The sequence below is a fragment of the Sporolactobacillus pectinivorans genome (assembly GCF_002802965.1).
GTDB classification, from domain to species: Bacteria; Bacillota; Bacilli; order Bacillales; family Sporolactobacillaceae; genus Sporolactobacillus; species Sporolactobacillus pectinivorans.
On the sequence record NZ_NXGA01000001.1, the window covers coordinates 2,362,510 to 2,386,661 of the forward strand.

At 46.3% G+C, this 24,152-nt stretch carries 27 protein-coding genes and 1 riboswitch; of the genes, 5 read left to right on the forward strand and 22 right to left on the reverse strand.

The window, feature by feature from the left end; genetic code table 11:
- Positions 1–406 precede the first annotated feature (406 nt).
- A complete protein-coding gene (locus COP04_RS11325) occupies positions 407–1,024 on the reverse strand; it encodes a genetic competence negative regulator (protein ID WP_100488122.1) in 618 nt (205 codons plus the stop codon).
- Between the two features lie 370 nt (positions 1,025–1,394).
- Here COP04_RS11325 and COP04_RS11330 point away from each other — a divergent pair, with 370 nt between their 5' ends.
- The 4 genes from COP04_RS11330 to COP04_RS11345 all read left to right on the forward strand — a co-directional run bounded on the left by COP04_RS11330 (position 1,395) and on the right by COP04_RS11345 (position 4,165).
- Positions 1,395–1,619, forward strand: coding sequence for a spore coat associated protein CotJA (locus COP04_RS11330; RefSeq protein WP_100488123.1), 225 nt, complete (start codon positions 1,395–1,397; stop codon positions 1,617–1,619).
- Positions 1,619–1,891 (forward strand): spore coat protein CotJB, encoded by a 273-nt coding sequence (locus tag COP04_RS11335; RefSeq protein WP_420852752.1) that lies wholly within the window; start codon positions 1,619–1,621, stop codon positions 1,889–1,891. Before COP04_RS11330 ends, COP04_RS11335 begins: the two co-directional genes overlap by 1 nt.
- A 35-nt stretch (positions 1,892–1,926) precedes the next feature.
- Positions 1,927–2,493: a manganese catalase family protein gene (locus COP04_RS11340; RefSeq protein ID WP_100488124.1), complete on the forward strand. Its 567-nt coding sequence runs from the start codon at positions 1,927–1,929 to the stop codon at positions 2,491–2,493.
- A 241-nt stretch (positions 2,494–2,734) separates the two neighbouring features.
- On the forward strand, positions 2,735–4,165 hold the full coding sequence (locus tag COP04_RS11345) for a transposase (protein ID WP_100488125.1): 1,431 nt from the start codon (positions 2,735–2,737) through the stop codon (positions 4,163–4,165).
- A gap of 25 nt (positions 4,166–4,190) precedes the next feature.
- On the opposite strand, the gene COP04_RS11350 is transcribed toward COP04_RS11345, so the two are convergent.
- The 3 genes from COP04_RS11350 to COP04_RS11360 all read right to left on the reverse strand — a co-directional run bounded on the left by COP04_RS11350 (position 4,191) and on the right by COP04_RS11360 (position 7,321).
- The gene (locus tag COP04_RS11350) at positions 4,191–4,637 is read right to left on the reverse strand and encodes a DUF2663 family protein (RefSeq protein ID WP_100488126.1); all 447 of its coding nucleotides are present in this window, start codon (positions 4,635–4,637) and stop codon (positions 4,191–4,193) included.
- A gap of 78 nt (positions 4,638–4,715) precedes the next feature.
- A complete protein-coding gene (locus COP04_RS11355; protein WP_100488127.1) occupies positions 4,716–6,254 on the reverse strand; it encodes a RecQ family ATP-dependent DNA helicase in 1,539 nt (512 codons plus the stop codon).
- A complete protein-coding gene (locus COP04_RS11360; RefSeq protein ID WP_157800267.1) occupies positions 6,251–7,321 on the reverse strand; it encodes a YpbB family protein in 1,071 nt (356 codons plus the stop codon). The genes COP04_RS11355 and COP04_RS11360 overlap by 4 nt, the downstream gene beginning before the upstream one ends.
- A 226-nt stretch (positions 7,322–7,547) precedes the next feature.
- Between COP04_RS11360 and COP04_RS11365 the strand changes: the two genes are divergently transcribed.
- On the forward strand, positions 7,548–7,802 hold the full coding sequence (locus COP04_RS11365; RefSeq protein WP_100488129.1) for a ferredoxin: 255 nt from the start codon (positions 7,548–7,550) through the stop codon (positions 7,800–7,802).
- A gap of 45 nt (positions 7,803–7,847) precedes the next feature.
- Here the strand turns inward: COP04_RS11365 and COP04_RS11370 are convergent, their stop codons facing one another.
- The 18 genes from COP04_RS11370 to COP04_RS11455 all read right to left on the reverse strand — a co-directional run bounded on the left by COP04_RS11370 (position 7,848) and on the right by COP04_RS11455 (position 24,125).
- Entirely contained in the window at positions 7,848–9,626 is a 1,779-nt protein-coding gene (locus COP04_RS11370) for an ATP-binding protein (protein ID WP_100488130.1), read from the reverse strand.
- Positions 9,623–10,345, reverse strand: a complete 723-nt coding sequence (locus COP04_RS11375; protein WP_100488131.1) for a response regulator transcription factor — start codon at positions 10,343–10,345, stop codon at positions 9,623–9,625. Before COP04_RS11375 ends, COP04_RS11370 begins: the two co-directional genes overlap by 4 nt.
- 220 nt (positions 10,346–10,565) lie before the next feature.
- Positions 10,566–11,294 carry a pseudouridine synthase gene (locus COP04_RS11380; RefSeq protein WP_100488132.1) on the reverse strand — a complete coding sequence of 243 codons (729 nt, stop codon included), beginning with the start codon at positions 11,292–11,294 and terminating at the stop codon, positions 10,566–10,568.
- Positions 11,295–11,415: 121 nt separating this feature from the next.
- A complete protein-coding gene (locus COP04_RS11385) occupies positions 11,416–11,949 on the reverse strand; it encodes a spore maturation protein (RefSeq protein ID WP_100488133.1) in 534 nt (177 codons plus the stop codon).
- A gap of 1 nt (position 11,950) precedes the next feature.
- Positions 11,951–12,544 (reverse strand): nucleoside recognition domain-containing protein, encoded by a 594-nt coding sequence (locus tag COP04_RS11390; RefSeq protein WP_100488134.1) that lies wholly within the window; start codon positions 12,542–12,544, stop codon positions 11,951–11,953.
- Complete coding sequence (locus tag COP04_RS11395) at positions 12,541–13,692, reverse strand: D-alanyl-D-alanine carboxypeptidase family protein (protein WP_100488135.1); 1,152 nt, start codon at positions 13,690–13,692, stop codon at positions 12,541–12,543. Before COP04_RS11395 ends, COP04_RS11390 begins: the two co-directional genes overlap by 4 nt.
- Before the next feature lie 217 nt (positions 13,693–13,909).
- Entirely contained in the window at positions 13,910–14,506 is a 597-nt protein-coding gene (gene scpB, locus COP04_RS11400) for an SMC-Scp complex subunit ScpB (protein WP_100488136.1), read from the reverse strand.
- Positions 14,475–15,263, reverse strand: coding sequence for a segregation/condensation protein A (locus COP04_RS11405; protein WP_100488137.1), 789 nt, complete (start codon positions 15,261–15,263; stop codon positions 14,475–14,477). The genes scpB and COP04_RS11405 overlap by 32 nt, the downstream gene beginning before the upstream one ends.
- A 117-nt stretch (positions 15,264–15,380) precedes the next feature.
- Entirely contained in the window at positions 15,381–15,758 is a 378-nt protein-coding gene (locus COP04_RS11410) for a GNAT family N-acetyltransferase (RefSeq protein ID WP_100488138.1), read from the reverse strand.
- A 146-nt stretch (positions 15,759–15,904) separates the two neighbouring features.
- Positions 15,905–17,278: a diaminopimelate decarboxylase gene (gene lysA, locus COP04_RS11415; protein WP_100489650.1), complete on the reverse strand. Its 1,374-nt coding sequence runs from the start codon at positions 17,276–17,278 to the stop codon at positions 15,905–15,907.
- An 84-nt stretch (positions 17,279–17,362) separates the two neighbouring features.
- Positions 17,363–17,540, reverse strand: a riboswitch (Lysine riboswitch).
- Between the two features lie 52 nt (positions 17,541–17,592).
- On the reverse strand, positions 17,593–19,083 hold the full coding sequence (locus COP04_RS11420; RefSeq protein ID WP_100488139.1) for a spore germination protein: 1,491 nt from the start codon (positions 19,081–19,083) through the stop codon (positions 17,593–17,595).
- Between the two features lie 22 nt (positions 19,084–19,105).
- Complete coding sequence (gene spoVAE / locus COP04_RS11425) at positions 19,106–19,456, reverse strand: stage V sporulation protein AE (RefSeq protein WP_100488140.1); 351 nt, start codon at positions 19,454–19,456, stop codon at positions 19,106–19,108.
- On the reverse strand, positions 19,453–20,448 hold the full coding sequence (gene spoVAD / locus COP04_RS11430; RefSeq protein WP_100488141.1) for a stage V sporulation protein AD: 996 nt from the start codon (positions 20,446–20,448) through the stop codon (positions 19,453–19,455). The genes spoVAE and spoVAD overlap by 4 nt, the downstream gene beginning before the upstream one ends.
- Positions 20,449–20,546: 98 nt before the next feature.
- Entirely contained in the window at positions 20,547–20,996 is a 450-nt protein-coding gene (spoVAC, locus tag COP04_RS11435; RefSeq protein ID WP_100488142.1) for a stage V sporulation protein AC, read from the reverse strand.
- A 187-nt stretch (positions 20,997–21,183) separates the two neighbouring features.
- Positions 21,184–21,942, reverse strand: coding sequence for an RNA polymerase sporulation sigma factor SigF (gene sigF, locus COP04_RS11440; RefSeq protein WP_100488143.1), 759 nt, complete (start codon positions 21,940–21,942; stop codon positions 21,184–21,186).
- Positions 21,943–21,954: 12 nt separating this feature from the next.
- The gene (spoIIAB, locus tag COP04_RS11445; RefSeq protein ID WP_100488144.1) at positions 21,955–22,395 is read right to left on the reverse strand and encodes an anti-sigma F factor; all 441 of its coding nucleotides are present in this window, start codon (positions 22,393–22,395) and stop codon (positions 21,955–21,957) included.
- Positions 22,396–22,746: an anti-sigma F factor antagonist gene (gene spoIIAA / locus COP04_RS11450; protein ID WP_100488145.1), complete on the reverse strand. Its 351-nt coding sequence runs from the start codon at positions 22,744–22,746 to the stop codon at positions 22,396–22,398.
- A 206-nt stretch (positions 22,747–22,952) separates the two neighbouring features.
- Positions 22,953–24,125 carry a D-alanyl-D-alanine carboxypeptidase family protein gene (locus COP04_RS11455; RefSeq protein ID WP_100488146.1) on the reverse strand — a complete coding sequence of 391 codons (1,173 nt, stop codon included), beginning with the start codon at positions 24,123–24,125 and terminating at the stop codon, positions 22,953–22,955.
- Positions 24,126–24,152: the final 27 nt, after the last annotated feature.

Below are 24,152 nucleotides of genomic sequence, written 5' to 3' on the forward strand. Positions count from 1 at the left end.
CCTCCTCAACGGCGTTACGTTGTCCATTCAGAAATTTCTGCGTTTCACTAGGCTTCTTTTCTCTCAGAAATCATGCTTATATTGCCAAGTATAGGCCGGATTATTCACAGTTTTTACCGAGCAAAAAAAAGCGGACGGAAGAAGCTGTCAGCTTTTCCCGTTCGTTTAATGATTGCTGCGTCCGGTTTTCTATTTCAACCGCGCATGTTTTAATTTTTTTTACATCCATCAAACATGAATAATCAGAATCAAGCATAAAGTGATTTCAGGTCAACAAAACAAGCGTTATGTTATAAAGAAAGCTTGGTAAAGTCAAGCCTATGGCGCAGGCTGAGCCTTAGTTGTATTTAGCTTTAATTCTTTAAATTTTTATACTTTTTTAAAGTGTAAAAAAAGCTCCGCACGGTCAAGCATGCGAAGCATTGATAAAGTATTTGTATATATCAGAGACAGCTTTATCTTTTATCAGACATTTACCGTACTCTTCCAGACGATAAACGGTCATTGTTGACGTATTTCCAAACTCTGCAAGCAATGCAATCAGTGTTTCAAGATCAGCATCGTCGCCAAGCTTTTCTTCGTCAAAATATAAATAATATTTATGATCAAGCAGATAAAGGCTGCCATTCCTTATGCCCAGATCATGAAGCGTTTTTGAAAGCGTGATGATATCCTCAAACTGATTAAACTGATAAAGTACATCCTGACTCTCATCCATAGTGACTTGCATTTGAATAAAATCGTCATCTTCAAAAGCATCTTCACTTTCTGAATCCTCTGTGGATCTGCCCCTGGATACAATGACAACCATTCCCTGGGCGGGTAGTGAAAATATCTCGACATCGATAGGACCGTTTGCCTCAAAACCGAGTTCATCGCCGGCTTCAAGCATCATATCGCGAAAAAGCTGCTCTACTCTAGGCAAGTCGTGCCACATGTCTTCTTTGGAAATACCACGTTCTTTAAGATCATCGAAAGTCAGAAATATTTTGATTCTGTCCCCGTTTAAACGTTCCAGTCGCATCGCAAACACCCTCCTTGCCACCGAGCCCTATCTCTCTGAAATCCCGAAGACCCTTTTCTCTTATTTATATGTTTCTTGCAGTTTTCGGTGTCACGCAGTCTGCCCTAACAGCAATGCGTGGATTCAGAGGGCTGCAGATTTGTATGCAAACCACTTAAGCGTAGTATACAACGCAAATACAAAAAAGTACATGCTTTTGACCACCTAAGCGGCATGCTTCAGTAAAAGTGCTGAGCATCTTCATTTTGCCCTTTTTCACAGATTCGCCATGCATTATAAAAACCAATTGTTTTTTCCGTACTAATGACAAGCTGATGCCGCATATAAACATGTTGTTGAGAATGAAAAAAGTAAAAAGGGGTGGTCACAATTGCCAACATACAGAAAATGGTTTTATCCATATATCAGCCGGTATGACCCCTGCCCGCCGCTGACACCTGTTGCTTATGAAACACCTGTACAGCTTTATCTCGGTTTTCAGCCTCCGGGCATGCAGCAGTTTTCCCCTGTCCAGGCACTCTCACGTGGCACACTGTGGGTCGGATTGTACACACCATACACAAATCCGTATTTAAAGACAAATGAGGGGACCTGATGCAGATGGCCAATAATCAGCTTCTGGACAGTTATTATGATGACCTGCAGGCTCTCCAGGCCATTGATTTTTCTCTCGTTGAATTGACGCTTTACCTGGATACGCATCCGGATGATCTGGAAGCAATCAAACAATTTAATTCTACTGCACAAAAAAGTGCCGAGTTGACGACCGCTTTTGAAAACCAGTATGGGCCGCTCAGGCAATTCGGCCACAGTTATTCTTCTCACCCATGGCAATGGAGTAAATCCCCGTGGCCATGGCAGGTTTGACTGTCCTTTGAGCATGCGACAGGAGGTAATGAGCTATGTGGTATTATGAGAAAAAGCTTCAGTACCCTGTACGGGTCAGCACATGCAATCCGAAAGTTGCAAAATACCTGATTGAGCAGTATGGAGGGGCAGACGGAGAACTGGCAGCGGCTTTGCGCTATCTTAATCAGCGCTACACCATTCCTGATCGCGTTATAGGCCTCCTTAACGACATTGGAACCGAGGAATTTGCACATCTGGAAATGATCGCCACAATGGTCTATAAGCTGACAAAAGACGCAACGCCTGATCAATTGAAAGAAGCGGGACTGGGTGCGCATTACGTCAATCACGGAAAATCTCTTTATTATGAAAATGCGTCTGGTCAGGCGTTCAATATGGGTATTCAGTCCAAAGGGGATCCGATCGCCGACTTATATGAAGATATTGCCGCAGAAGAAAAAGCGCGGTCGACTTATCAGTGGATCATTAATTTATCAGATGATCCGGATTTGAATGATTCACTTGATTTCTTACGGGAGCGCGAAATCATCCACTCCCAGCGCTTCAGAGAAGCTGTTACGCTTATTCAAGAAGAACAGGGAAAGAAAAAAGTATATTGATTACTCTTTTTTCGGCCGGCTGCCCAACCTGCAGAACGGCTTTAATTTTTTGAAAAACTTGGCTGGCACTTAAGTATAAGTAACTATTTACTGGAGAGTGAAAAGTTCTGTGTAAATAAACAAAAGGATAACCCCTAAATGGGATTTTATGGTATCCTCTCTTTACCACAAGCGAGGAGAAAAATCACCTAGGGTTATCGTGTTTCTAGTTTACCCTGTCTCAGTGTGATTGACTAGGGCCATGTTAAAATATATTGATTCCGTACTTCTGTTGTTCCGTTCCCGTTTCCATAGATTCGCTGCGTTTCAATGGTTTGTTGTGATTATCACCGGTCTGATGATTCGTTCCGACTGTCTCGGTGTCACCTCTGTGATTCGTGACTTAGCGCTTCATCCGAAGGGGTATGAATCCATGATTCATTTTTTCCGTTCCTCCGCCTGGTCTCTGGATGAGCTGCGTCACCAGTGGTTGCGTGTTGTTCTCAAGGTTGCACCGCTCAGACGGGAGGGTGAAGCGGTCATTCTTGTTGGGGACGGCGTTAAACAGGCGAAAGAAGCACGCTTCATGCCCGGTGTGAAGAAACTGTATCAGGAATCCGAGGATGTGTCCAAGTCTGCCTTCATCTTTGGGCATCTCTGGGGATCCGTTGGCCTTCTCATTGGAGACGCCGGAAAAACGTTTTGTCTGCCACTCTCTCTTCGTCTTCATGATGGTATTCAGACGATTCACCAGTGGGAAAATGACGGTGAAGCACAGGGCTCCCATGTCGTGCAGATGATTGATCAAGGATTTTCAGCCGCTCGAGTGTTGGGGCGCGCGTTGTTTTTACTCGATCGCTATTTCTTGTCCGTGCCTGCCCTCCGTCGTTTGAATCAGCGGAATCAGGAAGAGCGCACGCGATTGGATCTGGTCACCAAAGCCAAAACTTCCTGTGTGGCTTATGAACATCCCGTTCAAACTGGAGGCCGGGGACGTCCACGAAAGAAAGGAACCCGTCTCAAAGTGAACACGTTGTTTGACACGCAAGCGAATCAATTCCAGGCCACCCGCCTGTCGCTGTACGACAAAGAAGAGAGGATATCCTATCTCTGTCGGGATCTGCTTTGGGGTCAGGGACTGTATCAAGACCTGCGCTTTGTGCTCGTGGTCATGGGTGGACGACGATCCATTCTGGTCAGTACGGATCCATCCCTGGAACCGGAGACCATCATCCGACTATACGCACGTCGCTTCACCACGGAAACGACTTTTCGCGCGCTGAAACAGTCACTCGGTGCTTTTACCTATCATTTTTGGAGTCGGTCAATGCCCAAATTGAACCGTTATCGCAAATCGGATGAAGCCGAACCGTTGGATCAAGTGACCGAAGAAAACGTGCAAAAACGAATTTGTCAAACCGTCAAAGCCATCGAAGGTTTTATGATGTGCAGTTGCATCGCAATGGGCCTACTTCAAATGATTGCGTTGCGCAAGGAAAACAAACGACAAAACAAAGCTTTTCGTTTTTTACGGACACCGTCCAAGAGAGCAGCCTCAGAGGCAACGATTATGGCCTATTTACGTCAGACGATTTTTCAACGGTTTGCACAAAATCAGCATTTAACCATAACGCAAATAATTCAAGAAAAGCAGGAAACACCTGAGGTACATGACGAGTTACTGATTTCTTAGTGGTTTAAAACTTTTGACTGTCCAGCTATTTATAGAACAGGTTAATATCCTTTTCATCAAGAAGATAGTGCATAACTTCATATCTTCCGTTTCCTTCATGTTCTTTTGGCCACAGCTCCCACCCTCTGTCAATCACTTCCGCACGCAATTCATCAAAATCGTCTTCGGCGTCCTCCGCTGCACGATAGGTACGGATGTAAATAAAAAACAGCAGCAAACCGGCTGCTCCAATCAGCCAACTTGACGGTTCACTAATGATCTGAGCAATGCCGTGAAGCGTAGTCAGCCGCTGGTTTCTGACAATAAAGAAATAAAGAACAAAAATGCAGCCGGATACCATCAGAAAAATACCAGCAATAGACTGCCGTTTCTTCCAAAAAGTTTCCTTTTCTTTCCTTTTTATCAGTTCCTGAAGAATCTCAAAAGTCAGAGCCGGAAGCATCCCTTTATCTTTCATTGTATCCAGTGACACGTGCCCACCCCCTCAAATAGGGTATGCATCAGAATACGCATTTAGGACAATCCTGTTTTTTCACCGACCATCCATCGATCAGCCATTTTCTTCTGTGCCGTCACAACAGAACAATTGATGCAGCCTTTCTTTCCAGTCTAATTCCAGAGCGGCCATCTCTTCGTCCCGATCTGTTCTACGCTGAAATTTTTCAATATCGATACCGCACCGGTCACAGCAAAGATCCGGTTTCTGTTCCAGCGTTTCATCAAAGTATTTTAGGCAGGAAGCCCTCCGACAGTCCGTTTCCTGGATCCAGGAACGCATGCGATTCAGGTCTTCAAGCTGGGCTGAACGACGCTTTTCAATTTGTCTGATGCACGGCTCATAAAGCGAACGATAGGGCTGACTTGCCGGTTTTGTTCTTACACGTTCAAGAATAAATCGTGCGGCAGTCTCACTAGCCCCCGCGTGCTGCATCGACTCGATGAAACGGTCAGGTTCTTGAAACGGGTGATACAGCCCTTGGTCAAGCTGACTCAGAACAAATTTTACAAGTGATTTCGAAGGATAATTACTGTCGATCAATGCCTCAGGCAACCGGTCATCTTCCGGCGTATGGAAAAGAACAGCAAGCCCCTGGCCTCCATCTCTGGCTGCGCGTCCAATTTCCTGAAGATAAGCATTCATCGTTCCGGGATAATGGAAATGAACGACAAGTCGGATATCCGGTTTATTAATACCCATGCCAAAAGCATTCGTGCAGCAAAGGACATCCAGTTGACCATTAAGAAACTGATTCTGGATTTTCCTGCGGTCCTCAGGAGTCATTCCACCGTGATAAAAGGCGGTCCGAATGGTCAGGTTTCTTGAAAGGGCTTCAGACAATTTTTCACTCCATTCTCTCCCAGAACAATAGATAATGCCGGGCAGAGCCACTTTTCTAATCAATTCGATCATCTGTCGCATTTTATCTTCAGTGTTTCTCACTTCACGGACAATCAGCGCAATATTTGGACGATCGACGCTCATCAGAAACTGCCTTGCCGATTCCAGATGTAAATAATGAATAATATCCTTTCTAACCCGCTTGTCTGCCGTTGCTGTCAATGCGAGACAAGGAGGCGACCCCACCCTTGACCTGATCTCTGCCAGGTGCAAATAATCCGGGCGGAATTCATGCCCCCATTGTGAAATACAATGGGCTTCATCGACTACAAATAATGATACTGGGACATGCTGAAGTGCCTCTGAAACACGTGGCTGTCTCAGCATTTCAGGGGAAATAAACAAAAAACGCAAACTCTTAAGCTGGTGCAGCACACGCTGTCTTTCGCCGGGATTGAGCATGCTGTTTAGGGTCCGCACTTTGCGCTCGCCCAGACGGCGAAGCGAGTCCGCCTGATCCTCCATAAGCGACAGAAGCGGCGAGACGACCAGCACCAATCCTTTAAGGACATAGCCGGGAACCTGGTAGCACAGTGATTTACCGCCTCCCGTCGGCATCATTGCGAAAACATCCCGACGGTCCAGCAATGCTCCGACAATTTCTTTCTGGCTGTTTCTAAATGCCTTGAAACCAAAAACACGGTGAAGCGTATCTTCAGCCTTGACCATAGGATCATTTGGTTCATTCATTGCCCGGCGCCCCGTTCCCGCATAGCGTCTCTTGCCAATGCCAGCCGAATCTGAAAATAATCCGCCTGATCATTAAGTACATTTTTAATTGGCTTGAGCTGTTTGGTCTGCAGCTGGGATGCCGTCCCGATAATGAGCCGGTTCATAGAATCCGTCAGGAAAAGAGAAACATTAAATTCAGGGATCTTAAGCGTCATTTCAATAATATGATCCTCAATGGTTCCCTTGGACAGCTGCCTCTTTACAGATAGTTCTTCAATCGTCAGCCCCTCTCTAAGACAACGATATGTTTCTTCTGCTGAGTGTGAGAGCCCATTTGGTTTTTTGTCCATCAAACATTCAAGGATTGGAAACAGTGAGGGTGAGAAACAGATCTGGTGCATCAGACAACGAAAAGCGGATTTTGAATCGATCATGAACTGATACCAATCCCTATTAAAAAGCACTGACAATTGAGTCAAAGTCAGTCCGGGCATGCTGTGCCCGCTTAGCTGGGCGCTTAAGAGAGTGGCATCGCTCTGCGGCATTTTTTCAAAAAGGCAATAAAGTTCCTGATGGAGGCCGGCTGCGAGAGTTTTCCGATTGGCATGAAACTCAAAAATAAATTTGCGAACTCCTTCTGTCACACTTGTCCTGCGTGTCACCGGCAAAAAAGAACGGCTTCCATGAAGCAGTTCAGAAAGGGTTTGGACCAGGAGCTGCAGCTTGAGCCAGAATTCAGTTTCGATCGTTATATTTTCTGTATAGCTTAATGCTTTCGGGAATGAATACTTCTGAGCTAACTGCGACAATGTACACTTGCCGGAAGGCGTAAGGATATACTTTTCCTGTTCGCCTTTTAATGCAATGATCCAGCCTCTGTCACGGCATTCATTTGCAAGATTTTCAAGCTGCTCGCGCGCTACAGTTTCCAGAACATGGTAAAGCGGTTCAATATGAAAGAGCGTGCAATCCTGAATAGTCTGTACCGACTGCCTCCCTTTTAGTATGTGGATTAAGCCCGAAAGCGTCCGCTCGCCTTTGATCCGGCCAATCACCTGCAGTATCAGAAAATAACGAAATGACACATGGATACCCCCACGCTGTACAGACATTTTTTAAATCTGAAACTATTCATAATCTTACAGTCATAGAAATAATTCGCTTTCTATTTTATCTGTTTTTCCGACAAGTTTCGATAATCTTTCACACATCGGACCTTGAGAACGTTGAAAATTAAGCTGGTGTTTTTTAAAATAAAAAGTGTAAACTTTGAAAGAACGAAGAACTGTTACGAAGGGAAGCTATTGGTCAGTGGAAAAATATACGATTGTCGATAAAGAAACCTGCATATCTTGCGGTGCCTGTGCCGCTTCTGCACCCGATTTGTTTGATTATGATGACAGCGGACTCGCTTTTGCCCTTCTTGACAGCAACAAGGGCGATGCTGCGGTGCCGGATGAACTTCTTGAAGACCTTGCAGATGCTTATGAGGGCTGTCCCACAGAATCGATCAGGGTCGCGGATCATCCCTTTCACGGTTCACCGGAAAAAATAGCCGAACACTGATTCAAATGGGACAAAAAAGCTTGCCGGGCGGCAGGCTTTTTTTATTTAGCTTTCTCGCGCTTGCTGAAGATTTTCTTCGGGCAAATTGAACTGAAAGGTTGTGCCGTGGCCCTTTCTGCTATTGACGCCGATTTCTCCACCATGTGCATCAATAATGTGCTTGGCAATAGCGAGTCCAAGCCCCGTACCTGATTTTCCCCTTGCCCTCGCCTTATCCGCCTTATAGAAGCGCTCAAATACAAAGGGCAGATCCTCCTCCGCTATGCCCACTCCTGAATCCTGAACCCGCACTAAGAGTTTCCCGGATTTCAGAACAACATTGACTAAAACCCATCCTTTTTCACGAGTATGGCGAATCGCATTATCGATGAGATTTGTCATCACTTGCTCTATTCTGTCAGGGTCAAGCGAAAAGCGGGCATCTTCTCCGAAAGAAGTTTCCAGCCTAAGGCTGATTCCTGCTGTTTCTGCCAAGTTGCTGAATTTATTCACTGTGTGGCTGAAAAAAGAAAACAGCGGAATTTCCCTTCTGTTCAGCTGGAAATGGCCCGCTTCCAACTTTGCGAGATCAAGCAGTTCATTGACCAGACGGCCCAGTCGTTTTGATTCATCCAGAATTATCTTTGCCATATCTACTTTTTCCTGATTAGTTTCCGCGATCCCGTCAATGATTGCTTCACTATAGCCCTGAATCATTGATACCGGCGTACGGAGTTCATGGCTGACATTTGCAACAAATCCCCTTTTCATTTGATCAATATGGCGTTCCTCCGTCATATCCCTGAGAACGGCTACAGCTCCTCTGATCTCTTTGCGGCTATAGAGCGGCGTCATAATCACAACCCAGAACCGTCCCTGTATACCCACTTCACGGATCTGCTGTTTGCGTTCTGATGCGACGCTTTTCAACAGTTCGTTCAGCAGATCCGGAGATGTTGCACCATCATGTTCAAAGGCCCATGAGCGGTTAAAACGGTCAGCCGGCGGATTTGTGGCGATAATCGATCCTTGCCGGTCAAGCAAGAGCACGCCATCAGCCATGTTATTAAGTATTCCGCCCAGCTGCTCCTTTTCGTGATTCAGGGCAGTTATATTCAGCTTTAAATCATTTCTCATTTTGTTGAACGCAACGGCCAGATCACCGACTTCATCCCGGGTCACAACCGGAACATTAATGTCAAAATTACCGCGTGCTACCTGGAGCACCGCTGTCCGCATCCTTCTAAGCGGCGCGCCGATTCGCGTCGATAGAAAAAAAGCGAAGAAAGTTGTAAGAATAATAGCTATTCCCGCACTGATATAGATCAATTTCTTTGATTGATTCATTGCGTTTTGAGCGATTTTCAAGGTTTGAAATACATAAATAGCACCAGTCTCACCGCTTTGGGTGTGAAAGGGAAGGCCTATAATGATCATTCTTTCCTGCGAGTTGCGCCCAGTGGCAAAAGAGCCTTGCTTTTCCACTTTTTTCCCTGAGACCAGCGCTTCACGAAGTAACGGATCTGATTCGAAGAACTTGCGGTTCAAATCCGGAAATCCGTGCAGTGGCTGAGAAAGCCAATAGCGTTTGCCTGAAACCAGCGCGCTGCCTGCCGAATAAACACTGGAAATGTCTGAAACCGAGACCAGTGCCGAACGGCTTCCGTTTTCATTTTCGATCAGCTGCACAGACTTGTCCCCTATTTTTCTCAACTGGAGCTCAGATTGCTGGATATTGCTGTTTTCAAAAAACTGCAGCAGCAAAATGGTCAGGAATACGAGTGCAATCGTAACAATTGCAATGATCGTTGCCCAGAGTTTTGTAATAATGCCATGCCAGATCATGCGTCACTCTCAGCTTCTATTTTATAGCCGACGCCCCATACAGTGACAATCATGTTTGCGGCTTCTTCTGATATACGATTCAATTTTTCACGCAACCGCTTAACATGTGTGTCAACCGTCCGAAGATCGCCGAAAAATTCATAATTCCATACATCTTTCAACAGCTGCTCCCGTGAAAACACCTTATCGGGATTTTGTGCAAGATAATAGAGTAACTCATATTCTTTAGGTGTCAGGTTGACTTCCTGATTCTCGACTTTGACACGGTGCGCATCGTGATCAATCATCAAGTGCGGGAAGACGATCACATTCTTGGCTGTTGTTTCCGTCTCCAGAAACTTGGTCTTTGAAGAACGACGAAGCAGCGCTTTCACCCTCAGAACAACTTCACGAGGACTGAAAGGTTTGACTATGTAATCATCCGTCCCCACTTCAAAGCCCTGGACACGGTTTGCCTCTTCTCCTTTTGCCGTCAGCATGATCACTGGTGTCGCTTTGAACTCACGCAATTTCTCGCAGACTTCAATTCCGTCCATTCCCGGAAGCATCAGGTCAAGAAGAATTAATTCATAATCTTTGTCAAGCGCTTTCTGGAGCGCGGTCTCACCATCGCCGGCCTCATCAATCTGATAACTTTCCCGTTCGAGGTACATCTTCAACAGCTTGCGAATCCTTTCTTCATCATCAACAACCAAAATCGCCGCTTTCTTCTCATCCATCCAATGATCCTCCCGTCAGCCCTATCTGCTTTCTCTCTTTTATCACTTTTTTCGAAGACTTACGTACGCAACCGGTCTGACCCAAATTGATATGATAATGTGTCAATCCTATGTCTTATTTTATACAATTTCTTTAAAAAAAACAGCTTTACTCACTTTTATCCCGGCTCCATTTATTTTTCCTGAACCAATCTGTGCATGAATAAACAGTATCACACAATTATGACTGATCGCGATTAGCCAGATGGTATAAAGTCCGAACTTCATGCGGTTTGAGAACTCGGCTGTCGCCGGGATGAAGCCCTTCCAGGCTGAGGAAGCCATAACGTTCGCGCTTTAACTTTCTGACGTGCAGATGAAGTGCTGAGAACATACGCCGAACCTGTCTGTTCCGGCCCTCATGAATCGTCAGCTGGACAGAAGCGATTCCTTTGCCGCTGTCGTTTGAAATAAGGCGGACTTTTGCTTCCGCTGTCATGCCATCCTCAAGCTTTATGCCTGAGGCAAGCTGCCTTAACTGCTCACTGGTCGGAATTGGATTGACCCTTGCTATGTATGTTTTATCAATTTTAAAACGGGGATGCATCAGGCGGTTGGCCAATTCTCCGTCATTCGTCATAAGAATCGCTCCGGATGTATCATAATCCAGCCGTCCGACCGGAAAAATCCGCTGAGGTACCTGTTTGAAAAAATCAACAACCGTTGTCCGGCTTCTATCATCTATTACCGATGAAATGACCCCCACAGGTTTATACAGCAAAAAATAAACAGGACATTCTTTACCAACCGGAATGCCATTAACAGAAATCTCGTCCCGCTCCGATACTTTTGTTCCAAGCTCAGTTACCGTCCGCCCGTTCACTTGAACTTGACCAGCCGTAATCAGCAGTTCGGCCTTTCTTCTTGAAGCAATGCCCGCCTGAGCAATCACTTTCTGTAATCTTTCCATCCTTTCACCTCAACGTAATCATAACGCGGTCATTCGCTTTTCTCAAGTTTCAATTTTTGTTCACTATTTTTGGAGATGTTTCCAGTTTGCCTTGCCTGCCCCTTATCTTGTTATGGCCACATTAAGTACCAAATATGAGCGTAACAATCCAAATCGAACAAACCACGCCAACGGCATCTGCCAGCAATCCGACCTTCAGCGCGTCGCCGATGCGGTGAATACCAACCGCTCCGAAATAAACAGTAACAACATAAAATGTTGTATCCGTGCTTCCCTGCATGACCGAGGCCAGCCGGCCGATGAATGAGTCCGGGCCGTAGACCTTGATCAGTTCAGACATCAGGCCGAGCGCCCCTGTCCCCGAGATGGGCCTCATCAGTGCAAGAGGAACGACTTCCGGCGGCATACCGATCACCGAAAGAAAAGGCTTGATCGCATGGATCAGCGCATCCATCGCTCCTGACGCGCGGAAAACGCCAATGGCCGTCAGCATACCGACAAGAAAAGGCATGATCGATACAGCAAGAGAAAAACCCTCCTTGCCTCCTTCAACGAAGATTTCATAGGTTGCCGTCTTCTTATAGGTTCCATAAAGAAGGACGGCAGAAATCAAGACAGGAATCAGCCAGATGGAAAGCGTTGTCACAAAGGCCATATTACTTCTTCTCCTTTCGCTTGCGCCGATGATAAAAATAGCGGTCAATAATCAGAGCTGACAATGTCGTGCACAGCGTTGCAATTAGTGTCGGTCCGACAATATCCGCTGGAGAGGATGAATGGTACTGCATTCTGATGGCAAGCACTGTTGCCGGAACAAGAGTCAGGCCGGAAGTATTCAGGGCAAGCAATGTAATCATGGATCTGCTGGGCCTGTTTACATTTCCGTTGAGTTTCTTCAACTCTTCCATTGCTTTGATGCCCATCGGAGTTGCGGCATTACCGAGACCGAATAAGTTGGCAATAATATTGGATAAAATATAGCCCATTGCCGGGTGATCGACAGGCACTTCCGGAAATATTCGGCGAACCACCGGTTTAAAGATAATAGAAAGTTTTTCAAGCAAGCCGGACTTTTCGGCAATTTTCATCAATCCAAGCCAGAAGATGAGGATGCTGGCTAGCCCGATGCAGAGTGCGACAGCATCGGAAGCTGATTTAAAAATGGCATCATTAACCTGATCCATTGTTCCATTGAAGGACGCATATATGATTCCGAAAAGAAAGAGGGCAACCCAGATTAAATTAATCATGATAATGGCTGCTCCCTTCCTGAAATAAATGCTTCAAGCAGGCTGAAGAAAATCTTCCAGAACGCTCTTTTTTCCTTACCCGCTGATTTGTAATAGACCGGAAGCGAATAAATCTGCCGCTGATCAAGCATGACCAGAAGACGGCCTGCCGGTGATGGTGGGGTCCAACTCTTATCCCCGGCCGGCGGTTTGATCAGGATCAGCTTTTTGGTTATGTCTTGCTGTTCATCTTTTGATAATGGGAGATAAATATCCCTTTGCACGTAAAGATGATTCTGATAAAATGGGTCGGTATTCGCCGCCAATTTTCCGCTTCTGACAACTAGAATAGGTTTATATGTCGAAAAACCCCATTCAAAAAGATTCTTGTGATCCAGCCAATCGTCCCCATCATTCAATGTGACCGCAATCAGCGACATATTCCCCTGACTGGCTGTTGAAATAAGTGTGCGCCCTGCCTTCTTGGTAAAACCTGTTTTACCTCCTGTCGCATACTGGTATAGACTGAGCATTTTATTTTTATTTTTCCAGACTCTGACACCTTCTTTATTTGTAGCTGCCGCACGGTATGATCGTGTACCTGCAATTTTGCGGAAATACTGATTTTCCATAGCATATCTGGTCAGTACAGCCATATCGCTGGCTGTTGAATAATGATCAGAATTCTCCAGCCCGTTCGGGTTTGTAAAATGTGTGTCCTGCATACCCAATTCCTGTGCCTTCTCATTCATCATAAACGCAAACCCCTGTTCACTACCGGCTACGGCCTCGGCAATCGCCAGAGAAGCATCGTTACCAGAACGCAGCATAAGTCCATATACTAAGTCTTTCAAATGCAAGCGTTCACCTGCCTTGAGATATAAGGACGAGCCTTCAGTCTTGATGGCCCGATCGCTGACGGTCACCATTTGATTCATTTTTCCTGATTCGATGGCCAGGATCGCAGTCATAACCTTTGTGATACTCGCAATCGGAAGTTTTTCATGACTGTTTTTTTCAAAAAGCTCCCGTCCCGAAGACTGGTCGATCAATACAGCTGACTGCGCAGAAACCGAGGGTCCTTCCCCCCAAGCCTGTCCGGGAAATAACGAAAGCCCTAAAGTAAGGCAAATAAATGCGATTAGTGAATTTTTTAATGCACTCTTCATGGGATATCCCCCTGTCCTGTCAATAATACAAGCATATGCTGGGACAAGGGGTTTATGAGCAAGCTTCATGCCGCACACCGCAATAATATGTTGGGCGACGAGTTATTAATAAAAAAAACTGCCCGATCCAAAGTGGCCGGGCAGGCGTTCTCAAGTTAACTTTTAAGAGCAGGAAGCATGGGAGAGCTATGAAGCTATCAACAGAGCAACTATCTTTTCATAAATTTTTTACAGTTTCCTTGTATTTGTCATAGAAGAGATCATAGGCATCCAACTGCTGGTTTGGCTGCTTCGCTACATCAAGCAGCGGAGGCATTTCATCAAGCGAATGGAGCCCGAAATAATCGAGAAAAGCAGAAGTGATGCCATACAGAATAGCTCGTCCTGTCCCTTCAGCCCGGCCAACCTCTTTAATCAGCCCTTTAACGGTCAGGGTCTGAAGCGCCCGCTCAGACTTAACTCCTCTTATTTCTTCAATGGTCAGCCTTGAAATGGGCTGTTTATACGCAATAATTGCTACAGTCTCCAGAGAAGCCTGCGAGAGCGGTGCCGATTTCGGAATCGCTGCAAACTTTTCGGCATATGCCGCCATAAAAGGTTTTGTTGTGAGCCGATACCCATTCGGAAGGTCAGCGATCATCAGCCCTCTGGACGAATTTTCCTCAAATTCTTTTTTCATTTTCTCAACTATATTGGTTATTTCCTGTAGCGAGCAATCAGGAAGCACTTTGCTGATCTGATCCAGCAGAAGCCCCTCTTCTCCGGTCAGATAGAGAAGCCCCTCAATAATTGAATGCATTTTCTCCGGTGTCAAGTACAGCGGCCTCCTTCCCCAGACTAATAAGAATATCCGCAAAGTTTGCGTCCTGCCTGCAGAAAACTGCATCTTTTTTCATTAATTCCAGCAGTGCAAGAAAAGTGACGATAATATGCAGACGATCTCTCCTTGTAAAAAGCGAATCAAAGTTAAGCGGGTGTCCCGCCCGTTTTAAGTCCCTGATAACGCTGCTCATTTGCTGGCCAATCGGGAGAACCTGACGATCAATTTTAGTATCAAGCGGTTTTTCAAGTTTTTTGCGGATCAGCATTCTTTGAAACGCACGCATCATATCATGGACAGTTGCCCGTTCAGACTTGGGAATGGCCGTCAGATCTTCACTCTCAAACTGGCTCAGATCTTCGGGCTGCTTCGAAAAAAGCAACAGCCTTTCCGACTCATTTGAGCGTAAGGACTGGGCAGCCTCCTTATATTGGCGGTACTCCAACAGCTGCTGCATCAGTACCTGACGGGTTTCCTCAGGATCTTCATACGCTTCTTCCGGAACTTCGTCATAGACCTCGGGTTTCGGAAGCAGCATCCTGCTTTTCATCGCGATCAGTGTTGCGGCCATAACGAGGTATTCACTCGCAACATTCAGCTCCAGTTTCTGCATATGGTGGATAAAATCAAGATATTGATCGGTAATTTCCGCGACCGGAATATCATAAATATCAATCTCAAGTGTTTTGATCAAATGCAGAAGCAAATCAAGAGGACCTTCGAAGGCATCAATTTTCACTTTATATTCCAAAAGCCATCCTCCTGAAATTCATACAATATGCCACTATCATAGCATAGAACACACATTCCGCGAAACTGTTTATGACAATAAACGCTATCAAAAAAAAGATCAAAAAAAAGAAACCGATTATTTACCGGTTTCCTTTATATTCGGTTCCTGAAAGCATTTATCAAAGTAAGCTTTTATCGCCGATGAAGGTTCAATAACCACATCGTTCCCCAGTATCTCCTTCAGGGCAACAATCATTTTTTTACCGATGCCTTCTGTACGATAGGATGGATTGACACTGATGTGTTCAATCACTGCATTCTCCTGATCCTCCATATGAACGCCGGCAACGCCAACAATATCCTCTCCGTCTTTCCACAGAAACAATTGCCAGCCCTCTTCATCCTCGTACTTTCTAATGGTTTGAAGCAGGGTTTTGATCTCTTTCTCTTTCGGGATATAAGATAAAAGCCCCATTGCTATTTTTTCATAATTTTTCTTGTAACGAATCAGCATTTTTGACCCCTCATTACCATGATATAACCAAATAAGAATGAATCACAGCTATGAAAAGCTTTCACGCTCTATATTATAACCAATCTTAAAGAAATGTGCACTTTAATACGTTGAAAACGTGTGCCACATTTAAATTTCACGATCGTTCAATGGGCAGAATACGTCTTTAGCGGAAGATCATTACTAATGAGATCATCATACGTTTCCCTGCGGACAACTAGATCCGCTTCACCATTTTCTACAAATACAACAGCAGGGTTTGGCAAACGGTTATAGTGGCTCGCCATGGAATAGCCATACGCTCCGGTACATAGAACCGCCAGAATGTCACCGCTCCGGCAAGATTCAGGAAGGCGCGACTCCTTAATCAACACGTCGCCGTTTTCACAACATTTTCCGGCGATCGTAACTGATTGATCAGCAACGTCCTTCGCCCTGTTAGCACAGATCGCTGCATAGTGTGCCTGGTAAAGTGCCGGCCGGATGTTATCGGCCATTCCCCCGTCAACTGCGACGTATTTCCGAATTCCCGGAATATTTTTTGAGGCTCCAACGGTATAAAGGGTCGTACCGGACTCACCGATGATCGACCTGCCGGGTTCAATCCAGATTGCAGGAATGCTAAGGGAACGCGCCCGGCTCTCCTCGCACACCGCAGCAACGATACTGTCAATATATTTGCTGAGCGGCAATGGGAGATCTTCTTCAGTATACTTGATGCCGAAGCCTCCTCCAACATTCAGAACGCGCATTGTAAAACCATATGCGTCTTTCCATTTCTCCGCATAGCTGAAAATGATCCTGATCGCGCGGACAAATCCTTCCGTTTCAAAAATTTGTGACCCAATATGGCAGTGCACGCCTTTAAGTATTAAATGCGGCGCTTTCAAAGCCAGGAGAACAGCACGATCTGCCATACCGTTATCCAGATTAAAACCGAATTTGGTATCATCATGCCCTGTCATAATAAACTCGTGCGTATGCGCCTCAACCCCCGGAGTGACTCTCAGAAGAATTTCCATCTTCTGATCCCTTGAAGCACACAGCTCTTCAAGCCGTTCTAATTCATAAAAATTATCTACGATGTCAATGCCGATTTTTGCATCAAGAGCGAGCACTAATTCATCGTCAGATTTATTGTTCCCATGAAAATGTATATTTTCCGCAGGGAAGCCAGCCTTAAGCGCAGTATACAATTCCCCTCCCGATACGACATCGAGAGAGAGTCCGAATTCGTTGACAAGCTGAATCATAGCAATTGTTGAAAACGCCTTGCTTGCGTACGCAACCTGCCACTCCAGCTCCTTATAAGCAGCAAAAGCCGTTTTAAACTGTCTGATCCGTTCCCTGATCAGCGCTGTGTCATACACATAAAGTGGGGTGCCGAACTCATGAGCAAGTTCAACGGCATCCACCCCCCCAATGACAAGGTGGCCTTCAGAGCTGACCGTCTGTGTTCCATGCAATAATAATCTCCCCTTCCCGATCCGTTCCCTCTCCGCCTTCTTATGAAAGTGCATAAAAAAATAAAATAGCAACTTGATTTCGTAATAAGACACAAAGAAGCCTGCACACAAAGTATACAGGCCGGAACGTACACCCAAAGCCCGAAAAGTGCTCCACCGCAAACCATGCAGTGACAGTCCGCAGCCTATTTAACTGCGACCCAGCGCGTCGCCTCCGGAAAAGGCGGGCACTTCGGCAAGTTGACCTTTCAGAAACGATCATGGCTTTTCCAGGCTCCCGTTCCTTACTCCTTCTCCTTGCTCCTCTTATCTGCTTGAAGGATAAAATTTAACTGTAGTTTAGCATGATTCATTTCTAAAGGCAAGTGTCATTTGGATTTACTTTTTGCCGGCTGGCGAGACTTATCCAGAGGGCGGACGATGCTTGGCCTGAGCACTGATGTCGGCAGTGCCCTTCGTATCAGTATATTGTAGAGCCCTATCGGATTGAAGGGAATAAATGGCCACAGATAAGGGGTGTTCAAATTCATGACATGGGATAAATAAATGATCAGTAAGGTAGTGGTCAGCATAAAGCCCGGGACATGAAAAAACCCGACTGCAAGAATCAGAACGATTCTCACAACTTTATTGGCTAGCTGCAAGTCATAGCTTGGCGTTGCAAATCCCCCAATCGCCGCAACAGACGTATAAAGAATAACCTCAGGAATAAATATGCCGGCTTCAATGGCTATCTGCCCGATCAGGACAGCGGCAATCAGGCCTAGCGCTGTCGAAAGCGATGTCGGTGTATGAATGGCTGCCATCCGCAATGCTTCAATTCCGACTTCGGCAATCAGTATCTGAACAAGCAGGGGTATATGATAATGGCTGCTATTCGGTCCAATAAAACTGAGCTGCGGCGGAAGCAGATGTTCCTGAACGAGCAAAAGCCAAAGCGGGACAAGGAAAACAGATCCAAGTACCGCAATAAAGCGCATCCATCTCTGCAAAGCTCCGGCCACTGTAATTTGGCGGTACTCTTCTGCGTGCTGGAGATGATGAAACAGCGTTGTCGGCAAAATCATCACGCTTGGTGAGGTGTCGGTGATCAGCACTACATGCCCTTCTATGATGTGTGCAGCGGCAACATCCGGGCGGCCGGTATAGCGGACCAGTGGAAAAGGGTTCCAAGCCTGTTTAAGAATGAATTCTTCAAGCGCATTATCTGCCATGGGGATACCGTCGACACAGATGGCCCGAAGCTCTTTTCTCAATGTCTCAAGCAGACCGGGATTCGCCACATCTTTCAAGTAGCAGAGACAAATGTCAGTTTTCGACCGTACCCCGATCTGCATCATTTCACAACGAAAATGGGGGTCACGGATCCGGCGGCGGATCAGTCCGGAATCTTCAATAATATTTTCTGTGAAACCGTCCTTTGAACCACGGACCACCTTTTCAACATCCGGCTCCGCGGGCTGCCTGCCGGGATAATGCCGCAAGTCAATATCGAAACCGGTCGTTTCACCATCAATCAGCAGCACAATCCGACCTGTGAGCATCTTGTCCACTGTATCATCGATCGTTGTGATTTCTTCAACCTGATAATGAACGAGATGCTGCTTGATTTCCTGGAAAACATTTTCCGCTTGCTCATTTTCATTGGAAAGACGCATGAACTCGCGCATCATCATAACGACAATGGTCGAATCTACGAGGCTGTTTGTATAATAAATCCTGCAGTCACGTCCCAGAATCATTATTTCACGCTCTCCGACATCGAAGTTTTTCGGACCAATGTCCAGAATTCCCTTCATTTTCCGCGCATTTTCCTCTATGCTGCGATCAAGCGGTTTTTTATCAGTTTGTTTCGGCATGATGATCCTCCCATTTTTCACGTTAGCCTCTTGGCCTGAAAAAGAGTGCAACCAGAAAACCAAACAGAATCGCCGAAGTGATGCCTGCGGATGTCAGCTTGAAAATGCCAATGGCAATGCCGAGATAGCCATGTTCATGCCCTTCTGCCATCGCCCCGTGAAGGATGGAGTGGCCAAAACTAGTGATCGGTACAGTAGCACCGGCGCCGGCAAAGTCAATCAGGCGGTCGTACAATCCAAAAACGTCAAATACCGCTCCCAGCACAACAAAAGACGCAACGACATGGGCGGGCGTCAGCTTGAAAACATCCATCAGCAGCTGTCCAACCACACAGATTCCTCCGCCCACGAGAAATGCATACAGGTAGATCATCTCCGTTCCTCCTTTGCCGACTCTAGGACAACGCCGTGAGCAATACAGGGTATCGTGTCCTTCTGTTTCGGCGTTGCACTGTTCAGTAAAGCTCCGGTAGCTACAACGAATACTCTTCTTAGTGAACCTTCTGCAAGCCTTTTAAAGAGATAGCCATATGTAACGACCGCCGAACAGGCGCAGCCGCTGCCCCCTGCATTGACCGGCTGCTCCGGGCTGTATATCATTAGGCCGCAATCCTGATGTTCTTTGCTGATATCAAGACCTTTCTCAAACAGCAACTGCTTAAGGATTGGAGAACCCACACTTGAAAGATCGCCAGTAACGATCAGGTCATAATCCTCCGGTTTGCGCCCGGTATCCTGAAAATGTGTCCAGATCGTATCGGCAGCAGCCGGAGCCATTGCCGACCCCATATTGTTTGCATCGCCAATACCCCAGTCGATCACCCGGCCAATCGTCGCTTCCTTCACCCTGACTTTTCCCGGTTCCTTTGTCACAATCGTCGCACCGGCACCCGTTACGGTAAATGTCTGAGTCTGGTTCATCGGTCCGCCATACTCGGTGGGATAGCGAAACTGCCGCTCCGCTGTTGCATTATGGCTGCTGACTGCACACAATACATTGTCCGCAAAGCCACTGTCCACCAGCTGTGCTCCAGCAGCCAGCGTTTCCATCGATGTCGAACAGGCACCGAACATGCCTAGAAAAGGGATACGGTTTTCTCTGGCAATAAAATTTGAGGTCACGGTCTGATCCATCAAGTCACCCGCCAGAAATAAATCCATGTCACCTTCTTTTTTTCCGGCTTTGGCCAGGCAAAAAGAAATGGCTCGTCTCATGAGCGCGCGCTCTGCTTCAACCCAGTTTTTCTCGCCACAGTCTAATGTGCTGTATTCTTTATCAAAGTTTCCCGACAGCGGTCCGCGGGATTCCAGCGGACCGACCGCTGTTCCCGTCGAGGCNATCAAAGCGACAGCGGTCCGCGGGATTCCAGCGGACCGACCGCTGTTCCCGTCGAGGCCAGATAAATCGGGCGATCAAACCGCCAGGTCTGTTTTCTTAATTTACTCAAAAAACACGCCTCCTGTCAGAATACCTGCTCGATGAAGAGCCGGACAACGCCAAGCACAGCTGCAGAGACAACGCCAAACACGATGACTTCCCCGGCCAGCGAGAACATGTTGGTGGCAATGCCCAGAACAACGCCTTCGCTTTTATGCTCCAGAGCAGCACTTGTAATCGAATTAGCAAACCCTGTGACTGGCACGATGGATCCGGCACCGGCGAAACGGGCGATTTTATCATAAACGCCAAATCCCGTCATCAAGGCTGAAAGGAGAATAAGCGTTGCCACTGTCGGATTGCCGGCTGACTGTTTGGTAAAATGGAAAAACGAGATATAAAAAGCCTGAATAAACTGGCCGGCCAGGCAAATCAGCCCGCCCGCAAGAAAGGCACGGACACAATTTGATATGTAGGGAACTTTGGGCTGAAAAGGTTTAATATTTTTACTGTAGTTTTTCGGATCATTAAGCATGTGATCTGCCTCCTCATTAATCTGCTGAAGGATAGTATCTGCCATTCCGCAAAAAAATATGAATCAGTAAAACTAAGGTGGACTGGATTCTAGTCAGCTTTAGACCGTTTTCCTTATTTTTAACAGCAAAAAAAAGAGACTGCCGGAGAGACAGTCCCAGTATAACCTGAGTTTTCCAAGGAATAACTTATTCAGCCATCTGGCTTTTGATTTCTTCAAGGATCTTCTTTTCCAGCCGCGAGACCTGAACTTGGGAAATACCCAGCCGGGCGGCAACTTCAGTTTGTGTCTGATCTTTGAAATACCGCAGATAAACGATCAGTTTTTCGCGGTCATCGAGTTGCTCCACAGCTTCGCGAATCACCATTTTATCAAACCAGTTTCCGCTTTCTCCATCAGAGATCTGATCGAGGATGGTGATCGGATCACCATCATTCTCAAAAACCGTTTCATGGATTGAGGAGGGCGCCCGGATAGCTTCCTGCGAAAGAACAATTTCTTCAGGTGAGAGTTCAAGAGCATCTGCCAGTTCATGGATTGTCGGATTCCTGCCAAGTTTTTTCGACAGTTCATCCCTCTTCTTCCTGACCTTGATTCCCGTTTCCTTCAATGAACGGCTGACTTTCACTGCACCGTCGTCACGGATAAACCGTTGAATCTCGCCGATGATCATCGGAACAGCATAAGTCGAAAACTTCACATCAAACTTCAGATCAAATTTATCAACAGATTTGAGCAGTCCGATACAGCCAATCTGGAACAAATCGTCCGGTTCATACCCCCGGTTGACGAAACGCTGGACGACAGACCATACAAGCCTCATGTTCTTCTGTACCAGGCGGTCCCGCGCATCGTGATCACCGGACTGGCTGCGCTTTATCAGCTGTTTTACCTCTTTGTCATCAAGCAACTGCTCTCTTGCTCCAATTTTATGATCAAGCTCCATATGCATGTCTCCCTACTTGCATGCCGCTCTGTTATGGCTGACTTCCTTTGTCATAAAGACGGTCGTCCCTTTGCCGACCTCCGTTTCAATGGTTACATGATCCATGAAATTTTCCATAATTGTAAAACCCATACCGGATCTTTCCAGTTCAGGTTTTGTCGTAAATAGCGGCTGTTTTGCCTGTTCAACATCTTTGATCCCGATGCCATCATCATGTATGCTCAGGCTGACTGTACCATCTTCCAATTTCACACTGATTTCCACTTTGCCTTTCCCGCTGTTCTCATAACCATGGATGATGCAGTTGGTGACCGCCTCAGATACAACCGTTTTAATCTCGGTCAGCTCGTCCAACGTTGGATCCAGCTGGGCAGCGAAGGCAGCCACGGCCACGCGTGCAAAAGATTCATTTTCACCAAGAGCAGAAAATGACAGTGACATTTCGTTCGTCAATCAAGCCACCCCCAGTGTGTGAAGCGCATATTTTTCATCCGTCTCAAGCCGTATAATTTTGAACATTCCGCTGAGTTCAAATAGTCTGCGCACTGCCGGGGAAATGGAGCAGACAACCATTTCCCCTCCAAGACCCGAGATTTTTTTATAGCGCCCAAGAATAACACCGAGGCCTGAACTATCCATGAATGTCAGATTTCCGAGATTCAGCAAAATATGCTGGACCATCTCTTCATCCATCAAAGCATTGACTCTTGCCCGCAGATCATCTGCCGTGTGATGGTCCAGCTCGCCTTCAAGCCTGATGCAGAGTACTCCGTTTTTAACTTCCAGATCCGTTTTCAAACTCATTCCTGATCTCTCCTCCCCTTAAAGGGACATCTGTCTTTGCAAATCTACGAAACTTCACTCATACAACCTTTGGCTATTCACCAAAATCAACGGCTTCGTCTTTCAAATTTCTCCGCCGCTCTTTCAGTCTCCTGCATGCCGCCAAAACTAGTGCTGATTCGGCAAAATAAATGAAATGAACATCCTTCATGTATAGAGAAACAACATTATTTTGTTAGAATCGTTCCTGACACCCTCTTGAACAGCTGCCACCAGGATGCCCGTTTAACAGTTTCCTTAACGATCAGTGGTGTTTCCGAAATCAACTGGCCTTTTTGGGTAATTTTATAATAACCGACAACGGTACCAGCTTTAATCGGTGCCTGAAGTGTGCCATTTAGTTCCGCTTTTTTCTCGAGGCCTTGTGCATGATCACCTTTTTTCAAGAGCAGGACAGCCGGTTTTTCAGTGACAACCGGAACCTTGCCATGATCACCTTTATTGACATTAGCAATCGCTACCGTTTTGTTTTTATCCAGTAATTTCTTTGTCGTATAGGTTGCAAAAGCTTGGTCCATTAACCCTGCAACTTCTTTATTGCGCTCCTTAGGTGTCTCGGCGCCCATCACGACAGCAATCACACGCATACCGTTTCGCTTTGCTGTTGCAGTCAGGCAATATTTTGCCTCATTCGTAAATCCCGTCTTCATGCCATCCGCTCCGGGATAGGTCTTAATTAATTTGTTTGTATTAACCAGCCAGAATTTCTGATCCGTATTCTCACGGAGGTAATCTTCATACTTTGAAGTATAGCCGAACACTTTCTCATAGCCTGCAAGAGCACGTGCCATAATCGCCATATCATGGGCCGTTGTGTAATGATTTTTTACTGGAAGGCCGGTCGGGTTCTCAAAATGTGTATGTGTGAGGCCGAGCTGCTTCGCCTCCTGATTCATTTGTCCGACAAATGCTTTTTCCGATCCGGCGATGAACTCTGCCATCGCCACGGATGCATCATTTCCGGAGGCGATAGCGATGGCTTTCAGCATCTCGTTGACAGTCATTGTTTCACCTGGTTCCAGAAACACCTGTGATCCGCCCATCGATGCTGCATGCTCGCTGACACTGACCTTGTCGTTCAACGAAATCTGATGGCTACTCAGTGCTTTGAATATCAGCAATAGTGTCATAACTTTGGTCATGCTGGCCGGCGGCAGTTCCTTATCCGCATTTCTTTGGTAGAGGATATCCCCTGTCTCCTGTTCGATGACAATCGCCGACCTGGCGCTGCTCTTATTGTCATCGTTTGCTTTGTTCGTTTCAGCAGAAGCAATGCCGGCTGGGCCCATTATTGCGAACAGGAGAACCGTACATATAAACCATGTATAAAATGCCTTCATGAATCTACCTCCTTACGATTATCCTTA